Below are 12,344 nucleotides of genomic sequence, written 5' to 3' on the forward strand. Positions count from 1 at the left end.
GTGGGTTCCGGGCCTGGCTGCCGTTCCTGCGCTGGTGAGGGTTCCGGGGCTGGGTCGCCGGTCCTTCGCTCACTATGGGGGCTCGGGGGCTTAGCCCCCGTCTTCTCTACCCACTAAGGGGGTCCGGGGGCTTAGCCCCCGCTCTTCTTTTCCACTCACCGAAGGTGAGGATCAGCGGGTTTCGGTGAGCTGACCGGCGTCCATGTTCCAGCGGCGGGTGGCGCGGACGTTGTCGAGCATGCGGCGGTCGTGGGTGACCAATAGGACTGTGCCGTCGAAGGATTCGACCGCTTGTTCCAGTTGTTCGATGGCGGGCAGGTCCAGGTGGTTGGTGGGCTCGTCGAGGACCAGGAGGTTCACGCCGCGCGCCTGGAGCAAGGCCAGGGCGGCGCGGGTGCGTTCACCGGGGGAGAGGGTGTCGTTGGGGCGCAGCACATGTGAGCCGCGCAGGCCGAACTTGGCGAGCAGGGTGCGGACCTCGGCCTCGGGCCAATCGTGGACTTCGGCGCTGAAAGTGTCGGCGAGCGTAGCGGTTCCGCGGAACAGGCCGCGCGCTTGATCCACCTCGCCGATCGCGACGCCCGAGCCGAGGGCGGCGGATCCGCTGTCCGGCTTGGTCTTTCCGAGCAGGAGTGACAGCAGGGTGGATTTGCCCGCGCCGTTCGCTCCGGTCAGCACGATGCGGTCGCCGTAGTCCACCTGCACGGTGACCGGGCCGAGGGTGAAATCTCCGCGCGCCACGGTGGCATTCGACAGCGTCGCCACCACCGTCCCGCTGCGCGGTGCGGCGGCGATGGACATGCGCAGTTCCCATTCCTTGCGCGGCTCCTCGACCGCGTCCAGGCGTTCGATGCGCTTGAGGGTCTGCTTGATCTTCGACGCCTGCTTCTCGGTGGATTCGGCGCGCGCCTTGCGGCCCATCTTGTCGGAGTCGGCGCCCTTGGCCTTGCGGCGGGTATTGCGGACGCCGTGCTCGAGCCAATTGCGCTGCATGACGGCGCGGGCCTCGAGACCGGCCTTGATGTCGGCGTATTCGTCGTAGGCCTCGCGGGCGTGGCGGCGGGCGATGGCGCGCTCTTCCAGGTACGACTCGTAGCCGCCGTCGTAGCTGCCGACCTGCTGCTGAGCCAGATCGAGTTCGACGATGCGATTCACGGTGCGGGCCAGGAACTCCCGGTCGTGGCTGATGACCATGAGGGGCTCGCGCACGCCGGTGACGAACTGTTCCAGGCGCGCCAGGCCATCGAGGTCCAGGTCATTGGTGGGCTCGTCGAGCAGCAGGATGTCGAAGCGGGACAACAGGACCGAGGCCAGGCCGGCGCGGGCCGCCTGGCCGCCCGAGAGCACCGTCATGAGGGTGTCCAGGCCGTGCGGCAGGCTGTCGCTGAGACCGAGTTCGGCGGCGGTCTCGTCGGCGCGCTGCTCCAGGTCAGCGCCGCCGAGGGCGAGCCAGCGTTCCAGGGCGGGCGAGTACTCGTCCGCGCCGCCGTCGGCCAGGCGTTCGGCGGCGGCATCCATGACGCGCTGCGCCTCGGCCACTCCGGTGCGCCGGCGCAGGAAATCCAGGACGGTCTCGCCGGCAATGCGCTCCGGCTCCTGCGCCAGGTAGCCGACGGTCGCATCGGGCGGGCTGAGGGTGATCTCGCCCTCCGGCGCGCGGCCGTCGGCCAGCATGCGCAGCAGGGTCGACTTGCCGGCGCCGTTCACGCCCACCAGGCCGATCACGTCGCCGGGAGCCAACACCAGATCGAGGTCGGAGAACAGGGTCCGCTCGCCGTGTCCGGCCGCGAGTCCGCGCGCATGCAGAGTGGTGCTCACCTGGGGGATTCTGCCCTGTTCAGGGTTGCACCCTGACTCCGGGCCCATCGAAGATCAGGGTGCGAATGGGTCATGGGACCGATGCCGGCGCGGCCGGGGGCGCGGAGAGTGGAGGTATGACGACACCGACCCCCACCCGCAAGCTCACCCGCTCGACCAGTGACAAGTGGATCGCGGGCGTGTGCGGCGGGCTGGCCGAGTACTTCGGCTGGAACGCCAATATCATTCGCCTGCTGTTCGTGCTGTCCTGCTTGCTGCCGGGCCCGCAGTTCATCATCTACCTGGTGCTGTGGCTGATCATTCCGAAGAAGCAGACCCCGACCTATCCCCAGGACGTGAGTTATCCACAATCGGTATGAAGGTGCTGCGGCGCTGATGCGCGAGTGACAGGATGATAGCCACGTCACTGCGGAGGAGCGCACATGGTCACATCCGGTGATCTGCCAGGCCTTGATCTGCCGAACCTCGACGCGCACACCGAACTCGGTGCGCTCGGCGCCGTGGAGCTACAGCACCCCACCCAGGACATCGATGGTGACGGCACCCTCGACACGGTGACCACCACCAGCGATAACGCCATGCAGGTGTGGACCGACCTGGACCACGATGGCTATGCCGATCACGTGACCGTCGTCGACAGCGGCGGCGACTACGCGGCCTGGGAATTCCACCACCACCCGGACGGGTCCACCGAATGGGTGCGCACCGACGCGGGACGGCTGGGCAGATAGCCGCACCGGGGGGATTCGACCAAGGGGGACACATGGGTGGATCGAACGCGCTCGGCGTCGACATCGACGCCCTGCGCGCGACGGCGGCGAGCCTGCGCACGGGTGCGGGCACGCTGGCGCAGCAATCACGCCGCACTGCCGAGCACACCTTCGGCCTCGGCCATGACCGAGCGGGCCGCAACTATTCGCGCCAGGGCATCGCCGTCCACGATGGCCTGGAGCGAATCGCCGCCGCCCTGCACAACTGGAGCACCGCCGCCGCGGCCACCGCCGACGTATTCGACCGCGCCGCAGCCGAATACACCCGCATCGACCGCGACCGCGCCGCCGCTCTGTCCGGAGCCCGCCCATGACCTTCGACCCGGCGGGCAAGTCGATCGACGAAATCCTCGACCACGGCGCACCCGGTCTTCAGTACTGGGAACACTTCCTGCCCCGGTACGCCAAGGCATTCACCCCACCCGAGCTCGTCACCCTTGCCGCCCTGCAAGCCGCCTACGACGAGCAACGCGGCATGAGCCTGGCCGAACTCGAAACCACCCGAACGGAATTGGCAAAGGCCCTCGACACCGCCGAATCCCACTGGACCACCCAACTGGACCTCGCCCACCGGCTCCCGTCCATCTGGACCGGCGGCACCGGCGCCGACGCCCTCACCATGGTCGACACCCAACTCCGCCGCGCCCGCGAAGACCTGGACGCCGCCCGCTCGGCCCTCACCGCCATGAGCGGCATGATCGACCCGCTCCGCAATGCCGCCTTCACCAAAGCCGAGCGCACTCTGGCCCTCCTCCCGCAAACACCGGACGGCACCACCGAACTCACCCTCGACGGCCGCACCCCCGAAGACGTCGACGCCCTCCTCGCCGACAACTCCGACCCCTGGCTGACCGAAACCTTCCGCCCCGATGTGGAAACCAAGCTCGACGCCTTCACAGCCACCTGCGCCACTACGAACCAGTGCTTCGAAACCCACTACGAAACACTGATCACCGCCCTGAACCAGGTCATCGACGTCCCCTACCCCCAACCGGTGGACCTCCTCATATCCCCGCCGCCCGCCGACCCCGCGCCGCAGCAAGCACCACAATCCGGCGGCCCCGCGCCCCAGCCCGCACCGGAAACCTCCTCCGCCCCAGCCTCGTTCGCGCCACTCACTCAGGCGTCGTCGCCCACCGCGCCACAGAGCATTCAGCCACAACAGGGTCCGAACGCCGCGGCTCCGGTATCGACCCCCGATGGATCGACCTTCCCGGCTGCCGTTCCCTCCCCCTCCGCCGCCGTGGCATCACCCCAGTCCGCCCAGCGCTCGAAATCGCCGCAATCCGAACCGGAATCGCCACCTGGGGACTCGAACCCCACGCAGTCATCCCAACCGATCGAGGATTTGTCCACCACTCTGACCGCAGGACTCTCCGGCCTGGTCGACCTCATCCGCTCCCTGATCACCGGCCTCGGCCTCGATAAACTCCCGAACCTCGCCGACCTCCTCAACCCCCAGGACCCGGCCGCCGGGCCCGATCCGGCCGCCGGGCCCGATCCGGCCGCCGGGCCCGATCCGGCCGCCGAACCTGATCTCCCCGCCGACACCGGCACCGAAGCGTGGCCGCCGGACGACAACGGGTCCGGGCCGGACACTCCGCCTTCCGATCAAGCGCCCGATCCGTCCGGACTCAATAGTCAGCCACCTGCCCAGGGTGCGGAGTCCGCCGAGCCGAGCGTGCCGGAAGGCTGCGAAGCACCCATTCCGGACCAACCCATGCCACCCGCCTCGGCGGAAAGCTGCCAGCCCGCCCCGCCATCCGAGGACTGCCGCCCGGGTGGCAGCCCGGCCGACGCCGCACCGCACCAAGACGCTCCCGCGCCAACGACCTGTCCTCCCTCCTCACGGGGAGACAGCGCCGCGCCGTCGCATGACGCCGCGGCCCGACCGGAATGCGGTACCACTCCACCCGGAAATCCCGTGCCGCCCGGCCAGGTTCCCGCCGCCGCGCCCAACGAGGACCAGTCCGAGGGTGACCCGCCCCCACCAGGCTGCGACCAGTCGTCATCAGGTGAAGGGCAACAACCACCCAGCGACCACCCACCGGGCAATGAAACGGCGCCACCGGCTGATAGCCCTGGCGCACCCGTGCATCCGCTGCCGCCGCTCGAGCCTGGTCCAAGCTCGCCCGGGCAAGGAACCCTTCCGCCGGAAGCGGTGTCGCCGCCGGCCGATAGCCCCGGCGCGCCGGTGAATCCGGTACCGCCTCTCGGCAGCGGCGAATCGAGTGCCGAGATCCCGGACGGCGGAGTGGAAATCCCGGAAGTCGTGGAGTGATGACGGTGCTTCTCGGGCAATCCCACACGAACCGACGACGCCCAGACCGCTCTCCTTGCGCCGAAGTCCCCTAGGACGTAGTCGAATCCCGCGAACCCGCAGAGCGGATACGGCGAGAGACCGCTGATACCGGTGGCGCACCAGTGCATCCGATGCCACCCGCGACGGCGGTTCGAGCGTCGAGACCCTGGGCGACGTCGGCTCCATCTCCATCCCCCGCGGCGAACATGTGAAACATCGCCGACCGGGAACTGGTGGCGGTGACACGCCGAAGAAGTCCGCCACCAGTTCCCGGTCGATGCTGTTTCAGATCGGCATCCGCGTGGCGGCTCGGCAATTCGCGATGGTGAAGCGCTATCTGCCGGATGAGGCCGATGCGGAGCCGCTGAAGAGGCCTTCGATGAAGACTTCGAGGTGCTCCCCCCCAGGTTGAGCTGCACGGTTCGGCGATATCCGAGCAGCCTGCGCTGCCGGCGGCGGAGCCGGATTCTGCGTCGAGAAGGTGGAGCCGGTGGTAGCGGTCTCGCGCGAAGCGGCTACTTGCGGAGGGCTTGGACCAGTTGGAGGAGGGGGAGTTTCTGCGGTTTTTCTTCCGGCTCTTCCTCCACCGCGTTCGGGTCGACGAGCTGGGTGTGGGGGATGAGGGCTTCGGGGTCGGCGAAGGGTTTGTATTTCTTGTCGCCGAGGACGGTGTAGTTGAGGTAGCCGGTGAGGATGGCGCGGGTGAGGCGTTCGGTTTTGGGTTCGTGTTTGCCGGCGCCGAGGGCGGCCAGGGCGCGGCGGCCCTCTACCAGGCCATTGTTGGTGGCTTTGTCGACCGAGCGGAGGAGGGCGTCGCCGCCCCACGCGGCGGCGAGGGGGACGGCGTTGGAGGTCACCGAGGTCAGGTCGGTGGCGCCGGCCAGGATGAGGGCGGGGGTTTCGATGGCGGGGGCGAGGGATTCGCCGGAGGGGGCGGTCGGGGCGGGGTAGAGGGCCGCGACGGCGGCCACCTCGCGCTGGGAGGCGGCGATGACGGCCGCGCCGGCGCCCATGCCGTGGCCGGCGAGGGCCAACTTGTCGGGGTGGACGCTGATGTCGCCGACGCCCAGGCGCACACCGGTGCAGATGTCCAGGGCGGTGAGCAGGTCGGTGGCGAGGTTCAAATGGGACGGGATGGGGCCGCGTTCGGTATCGGGGGCGGCGGCCACATAGCCCCAGGAGGCGAGGTGCTCCAGCAGTCGCCGGTAGTTCGCCGCACCTGCCAGCCAGCCGTGCCCGAAGGCGACGGCGGGTCGGTTGAGCCCCTTCTCGGGGGTGTACACCACGCCGGGCTGCCCGGCGATGCCGAGGTTGCCGCGCAGCACCTGGTGCGGGCCACGCGCGGTCAGGGTGCTCAGGAGCGTTTTCACAGACGGCGACACGACGTTGAACTTATAGGATGCGCGCGAGCTTGGGGTGTTTCGCCCGGTCCCGGTCACATCCGGATTCGCGTGTCGAGCCTGCCCCGTTAGGCTGGTGACCCATGTGCGGAATCGTGGGGTACGTGGGGTATCGGGATGCCCTCGGCGTAGTAGTGGACGCGTTGCGCCGCATGGAGTATCGAGGTTACGACTCCGCCGGAGTGGCCATTCTGGACGGCGCCGGCGGGCTGGCCGTCGAGCGCAAGGCGGGCCGCCTGGCGAATCTGGAAGCCGAACTGGCCGAATCGGGCACGACCCGTTTCGCCGGCGCGACGGGTATGGGCCACACCCGCTGGGCCACCCACGGCGCGCCCACCGACCGCAATGCCCACCCGCACCGCGACGGCACCGGCCGGGTCGCGGTGGTGCACAACGGCATCATCGAGAACTTCGCGCCGCTGCGCCGCGAACTCGAAGAGGCCGGAGTCGAACTCGGCAGTGACACCGACACCGAGGTCGCCGTGCACCTGGTCGCCCGCGCCTACGCCAAGGGCGACACCGCCGGTGATTTCGTCGCTTCGGCCCTGTCCGTGCTGCGCCGCCTGGAAGGCGCGTTCACCCTGGTCTTCGCGCACGCCGACCACCCCGGCACCATCATCGCCGCGCGCCGCAACACCCCGCTGGTGGTCGGCGTCGGCAAGGGCGAGATGTTCATCGCCTCCGATGTCACCGCCTTCATCGAACACACCCGCGAGGCCGTGGAACTCGGCCAGGACCAGGCCGTCGTCATTACCGCCGACGGCTACACCGTCACCGATTTCCACGGCGCGACCGACGGGGTCCGCACCCGCCCGTTCACCATCGACTGGGATCTCGCCGCCGCCGAGAAGGGCGGCCACGACTACTTCATGCTCAAGGAGATCGAGGAGCAGCCGGCCGGTGTCGCCGACACCCTGATCGGCCATTTCGCCGACGGCAAGATCATTCTCGACGAACAGCGCCTGGCCGATCAGGAACTGCGCGAATTCGACAAGGTCTTCGTGGTCGCCTGCGGCAGCTCGTATCACGCGGGCCTGCTCGCCAAATACGCCATCGAGCACTGGACCCGCCTGCCCGTCGAGGTCGAACTGGCCAGCGAATTCCGTTACCGTGACCCGGTTCTGGACCGCTCCACCCTGGTCGTCGCCATTTCCCAGTCCGGCGAGACCGCCGACACCCTCGAGGCCGTCCGGCACGCCAAGGAGCAGAAGGCGCGAGTCCTGGCAATCTGCAACACCAATGGCGCGCAGATCCCCCGCGAATCCGACGCCGTCGTCTACACCCGCACCGGCCCGGAGATCGGCGTCGCCTCCACCAAGGCGTTCCTGGCGCAGATCACCGCCAACTACCTGGTCGGCCTGGCCCTCGCGCAGGCCCGCGGCACCAAATACCCCGATGAGGTCGCCCGCGAATTCGCCGAGCTGGAGGCCATGCCCAAGCTCGTGGCCCGCGTGCTGGAGTCGGCTCCGCAGGTGCGCGAACTCGCCCGGCAGCTCGCGCACGTCCCCACCGTGCTGTTCCTCGGCCGCCACGTCGGCTACCCGGTGGCGCTCGAAGGCGCGCTGAAGCTCAAGGAATTGGCGTACATGCACGCCGAGGGCTTCGCCGCCGGCGAACTCAAGCACGGCCCCATCGCCCTGATCGAGGACGGCCTGCCGGTCATCGTGGTCATGCCCTCCCCGAAAGGCCGCGCCGTGCTGCACTCCAAACTGCTCAGCAATATCCGTGAGATCCAGGCCCGCGGCGCCCGCACCATCGTCATCGCCGAGGAGGGCGACGACACGGTGCGCCCGTTCGCCGACCACCTCATCGAAATCCCCGCGGCCCCAACCCTTTACCAGCCGCTGCTGTCGACCGTCCCGCTCCAGATCTTCGCCGCCGAAGTGGCGCAGGCCCGCGGCTACGACGTCGACAAGCCGCGCAACCTCGCGAAATCCGTGACCGTCGAATAACTTCCGGCTCCGCACGGAACAGGAAGGCCCCGCAGCACTGAGAAGCGCTGCGGGGCTTGTCATATCGGGAGGGACTCCGGTCTATTCGACCGTGATGGTGCCCTTCATATCCGGATGCAGTGGGCACAGATACCGGTAGGTCCCCGGCACGGTGAACGTGTAACTCCACTCGCCCTTGTGAATGATCGGGCTGTTGATCCCCATGGCCACATCCCCGATCCCCTGCACCGCATGTGGCGCCCTGTCCTCGAACTTCCAGGTGACGGTGTCCCCGGCCTTGACCGTGAGCGCGGCGGGCGAGAACGTCATGTCCGCCACATCCACCGTCATCGCGGCGGGCGTGCGCGGCCCCGTAGTGGTGGCCGCCGTCGAGCTCGCCGCGGTCGAGGTATCCGCGGTCTGCGACGAGTCGGACCCGCACCCGCCGAGCGCTAGCGCCCCCGCCACCACGGAAACGAGGAACAGGGCACGCGCGGACGAGTAGTGGCGGATAGGCATGCGGCCAGCGTAACCCTCACGATTAGCCCGCTATTCGCAGGCAGTCGCTCCCGCCGCAGCAACGGCGTGCCGCTCCCGCTCATCGCGATGGGTGTCGTTCGCACGCGCCGTGATGGGTGTTGCTCGCGCGCGCTGTGGTGAGTGTTGTTCGCGCGCGCTGTGGTGAGTGTTGTTCGCGCGCGCTGTGGTGAGTGTTGTTCTCGCGCGCTGTGGTGGGCGTTGTTCTCGCGCGCTGTGGTGGGCGTTGTTTGCGCGCGTCGTGATGGGGTGTTGGTTGCGCGCGTTGTGGTGGGGTGTTGGTTGCGCGCGTTGTGGCGGGGTGCCGCGATGCCGGTTGCCGCCTGCTTCGAGCGGTGACGCCGATCGCCGTCGGCCCCGGGGCGTACGCTGGCGTCGTCGCAGCCAGGCGGGGCTCGTCCCCGCGCAATCCTCGTCGCGGGAGGCGAACGATGATCACACCGGCGGTACGCGGGTACTACACGGCCGACGAGGTCCGCGCGGCCGAGGCCGAACTGTTCACCCGGGTTCCCGCCGGAATGCCCATGCGCCGAGCCGCTTTCGGCCTTGCCGATGTGGTGGCGCGGGAACTGCGCGAGCGCACCGGGGGAGTAGCGGGCCGCACGGTAACCCTGTTGGTCGGCTCCGGCGACAACGGCGGCGACGCCCTCTGGGCGGGATCGTTCCTACGCCGACGAGGCGTCGCGGTCCAGGCGGTTCTACTGTCACCCGAGCGCGCCCATACCGCCGGACTCGCCGCCCTGCGCCGCGCCGGCGGTCGCGTACGTGACGACCTCGGCAACCCGGATCTGGTCATCGACGGCATCGTCGGCATCTCCGGCCGCGGCCCGCTCCGCCCGCATGCGGCGGAACTCGTTGCCTCCGTCGATGTCCCCATCGTTGCCGCAGACTTGCCCAGCGGCGTGGACCCCGACACCGGCGCGGTCACCGGCCCCGCGGTCCGCGCAGATGTCACCGTCGCCTTCGGCGCCTACAAGCCCGTCCACGCCCTCGCCGCCCCGCAGTGCGGCCGAATCGAGCTGGTGCCAATCGGATTGCACCTACCGGAGCCGAATCTCGCTGCCCTGGAATCCGCTTCGATCGGCGCGTCCTGGCCCGTCCCAGGCGCGTCCGACGACAAGTACACCCAGGGCGTCACCGGCGTCTGCGCCGGCAGCTCCACCTATCCCGGCGCCGCCATCCTCTGCACCGGCGGCGCGGTAGCCGCCACCTCCGGCATGGTCCGCTACGCCGGCACCGGCTCCGAGCAGGTCCTGTCCCACTTCCCGGAAGTCATTGCCGCCCCGACCATCTCGGACACCGGCCGTGTCCAGTCCTGGGTCTTCGGCCCCGGCGCCGGCACCGATGCCGCCGCCCGCGACCGCCTGGCCGAAATTCTGTCCACCGATCTCCCCGTGGTCGTGGACGCCGACGGCCTCACCCTCCTGGCCGCCGATCCGGGCCTCCTCACCGCCCGCACCGCCCCCACGGTCCTCACCCCGCACGCCGGTGAGTTCACCCGTCTCACCGGCGACGAACCCGGCCCCGACCGCGTAGCCGCCGTCCGCAAACTCGCCGATTCCTGGCAGGTGACGGTACTCCTGAAGGGCCGCGCCACCCTGGTCGCCGCCCCCGGCCGCCCAGTCTTGGTCAACGAGGCAGCCGGTTCCTGGGCCGCCACAGCAGGTTCCGGCGACGTCCTCTCCGGCATCATCGCCGCCCTGATGGCAGCGGGCCGCGACCCGGCCTGGTCCGCGGCCGCCGCCGCCCGCGTACACGCCCTAGCCGCCAATATCGCGGCCCACGCCACCACAGTCGCGGGTTCACCGATTTCGGCCTCCCCGCTGCTGGCGCACATCCGCGAGGCCATCGGGGTGCTCCGCGAAGTCGCGGCCTCCTGAGGGGCCGCGCCACCGCGATCGCCACCCCCGGCCGCCCAGTCCCGCACAATGAGGCAGCCGGTTCCTGGGCCGCCACAGCAGGTTCCGGCGATGTCCTCTCCAGCGCGTCACCGCCGCCCTTCTGGCCGCCGCCCGCGACCGCCCTAGTCCGCGGCCGCCCGCGTACACGCCCTAGCCGCCAATATCGCGGCCCACGCCACCACAGTCGCGGGTTCACCGATTTCGGCCTCCCCTCTGCTGGCGCACATCCGCGAGGCCATCGGGGTGCTCCGCGAAGTCGCGGCCTCCTGAGGGGCCGCGTCACCCTGCCCGCCTGACTGACCGCCCGCTGGCTGGTCTGCTCGCTCGCTGGTGTTTGCCCGCTGGCTGGTCCACTCGCCAACTGGTGCGGTCATGAACTGGCGTGGTCACGAGCCCGTCGAGTCACCAGCCCGGCCCGCTTGCCAGCCGGTGCGGTTGCCAGCCGGTGCGATCGTCGGCCGGTGCGATCGTCGGCCGATGCGATCGTCGGCCGGTCCGGTTGTCGGCCGGTCCGGGGCACCAGCTGGTCGGGTCCCCAGCCCGTGTGCTTGTGGGTTGGTCCGCCGCAGGCGAACTGTCAATGAACGGCAGGGATGACAGTTGGTGCATCGACTGTGTGGGTTCGGGGCCGTCTCGATTTTGGACTGAGTGGAGCGTGCGTCGGAGCGGGGGAGCGAAGCGGAGGAGCTCCGGCGTGCGCGGAGGGAGGGAAAAATCGAGACCTCCAGGCCCCGAACCCCGCCGGAGCGAAGCGGAGGCAATTAAACACAGCCACGAGCGTCCCTGATCAGACCCGCCCTCAACAGCTCTCAGCCCGCCCGGCCTCCTGCAAAGCGGCCCGCGCCGCCGCGATGACAGGATGGTCACCAGTACCGCGCCGATAGGCGAGATGGGTCCGCCGATAAGTAGGCAGCGCAGTAAGAGCAACCCCCGCCGGTACCGCCTGCGCCCCCAACTCCGGCACCAGCGCCACCCCCTGCCCCGCAGCAACCAGCGCCAGCACAGTCCCGAAATCATCCGCATGGTGCCGGATCCGCGGCGTGAACCCCGCCGCAAGGCACGCCCGAACCGTCATGGTGTGACACAACGTCCCGGGCGTCCCGGCAATCCACGGCGAATCCCGGTGAGCAGTAAGCGAATCCGTCGCCCGCGCCGCAAGATGAACGGTTTCGGTCAGCAGCGGTTCGGTATCCAGCCCAGGCTCAGGATCGATAGGCACGTAGTCGTACTCCTGTACCAAGGCGATATCCAGCGTCCCGGCCCGCAACGCCGCAGGCGCCGCCGCCGGATCGAGCTCGGTGACAAGCAATTCCAAACGCGGATGATCCCGGCTCAATCTGACCAGCGCAGGCGACAGAATGGTCCGAATAGCGGTAGTGAACGCCCCGATCCGCAGCGCCCCGGTGAGTTCGGTTCGAGCCGTGGCGAGTTCGGCATTCGCCTGCTCCATGATCGCCAGCACCGATTCGGCATGCTCGACCAACCGCAGCGCGGCCGGGGTCAGCGTGACGCTGCGCCCCGTGCGCTCCAGCAGCGGCACCCCGGCCTCCCGCTCCAACGCCGTGAGCTGCTGCGACACCGCCGACGGCGTATAGGACACGGCCTCGGCGACCGCCGCGATCGTCCGATGGTGGGCGAGTTCACGCAGCAGGCGCAGGCGCCGCAAGTCGAGCATCAGTTCAGCT

Annotated in this window: 10 protein-coding genes; 6 read left to right on the forward strand and 4 right to left on the reverse strand. The window is 69.4% G+C overall.

Annotated features, from left to right (window positions below):
• Window positions 1-171: 171 nt before the first annotated feature.
• Complete coding sequence (locus tag ACYQ5L_RS05570) at window positions 172-1,818, reverse strand: ABC-F family ATP-binding cassette domain-containing protein (RefSeq protein ID WP_459955987.1); 1,647 nt, start codon at window positions 1,816-1,818, stop codon at window positions 172-174.
• Between the two features lie 116 nt (window positions 1,819-1,934).
• On the opposite strand from ACYQ5L_RS05570, the gene ACYQ5L_RS05575 reads away from it, so the two are divergent.
• From ACYQ5L_RS05575 to ACYQ5L_RS05590, 4 genes are all read left to right on the forward strand, one after another.
• The gene (locus tag ACYQ5L_RS05575) at window positions 1,935-2,177 is read left to right on the forward strand and encodes a PspC domain-containing protein (RefSeq protein ID WP_379201171.1); all 243 of its coding nucleotides are present in this window, start codon (window positions 1,935-1,937) and stop codon (window positions 2,175-2,177) included.
• A gap of 63 nt (window positions 2,178-2,240) precedes the next feature.
• The gene (locus ACYQ5L_RS05580; protein WP_379201173.1) at window positions 2,241-2,549 is read left to right on the forward strand and encodes a DUF6802 family protein; all 309 of its coding nucleotides are present in this window, start codon (window positions 2,241-2,243) and stop codon (window positions 2,547-2,549) included.
• Between the two features lie 32 nt (window positions 2,550-2,581).
• The gene (locus tag ACYQ5L_RS05585) at window positions 2,582-2,902 is read left to right on the forward strand and encodes a hypothetical protein (RefSeq protein ID WP_459955988.1); all 321 of its coding nucleotides are present in this window, start codon (window positions 2,582-2,584) and stop codon (window positions 2,900-2,902) included.
• Window positions 2,899-4,869 (forward strand): hypothetical protein, encoded by a 1,971-nt coding sequence (locus ACYQ5L_RS05590; protein WP_459955989.1) that lies wholly within the window; start codon window positions 2,899-2,901, stop codon window positions 4,867-4,869. Before ACYQ5L_RS05585 ends, ACYQ5L_RS05590 begins: the two co-directional genes overlap by 4 nt.
• A gap of 536 nt (window positions 4,870-5,405) precedes the next feature.
• Here the strand turns inward: ACYQ5L_RS05590 and ACYQ5L_RS05595 are convergent.
• Entirely contained in the window at window positions 5,406-6,272 is an 867-nt protein-coding gene (locus ACYQ5L_RS05595; protein WP_459955990.1) for a dienelactone hydrolase family protein, read from the reverse strand.
• Window positions 6,273-6,373: 101 nt separating this feature from the next.
• On the opposite strand from ACYQ5L_RS05595, the gene glmS reads away from it, so the two are divergent.
• The gene (gene glmS / locus ACYQ5L_RS05600; RefSeq protein WP_459955992.1) at window positions 6,374-8,242 is read left to right on the forward strand and encodes a glutamine--fructose-6-phosphate transaminase (isomerizing); all 1,869 of its coding nucleotides are present in this window, start codon (window positions 6,374-6,376) and stop codon (window positions 8,240-8,242) included.
• 81 nt (window positions 8,243-8,323) lie between these two features.
• Here the strand turns inward: glmS and ACYQ5L_RS05605 are convergent, their stop codons facing one another.
• Window positions 8,324-8,740 (reverse strand): cupredoxin domain-containing protein, encoded by a 417-nt coding sequence (locus ACYQ5L_RS05605; protein WP_459955994.1) that lies wholly within the window; start codon window positions 8,738-8,740, stop codon window positions 8,324-8,326.
• A gap of 449 nt (window positions 8,741-9,189) precedes the next feature.
• Here ACYQ5L_RS05605 and ACYQ5L_RS05610 point away from each other — a divergent pair, with 449 nt between their 5' ends.
• Window positions 9,190-10,638, forward strand: coding sequence for an NAD(P)H-hydrate dehydratase (locus tag ACYQ5L_RS05610; protein WP_459955997.1), 1,449 nt, complete (start codon window positions 9,190-9,192; stop codon window positions 10,636-10,638).
• A gap of 820 nt (window positions 10,639-11,458) precedes the next feature.
• Here the strand turns inward: ACYQ5L_RS05610 and ACYQ5L_RS05615 are convergent.
• A complete protein-coding gene (locus tag ACYQ5L_RS05615) occupies window positions 11,459-12,334 on the reverse strand; it encodes a LysR family transcriptional regulator (protein ID WP_459955998.1) in 876 nt (291 codons plus the stop codon).
• Window positions 12,335-12,344 lie beyond the last annotated feature (10 nt).

This window comes from Nocardia sp. IFM 10818 (genome assembly GCF_054655275.1).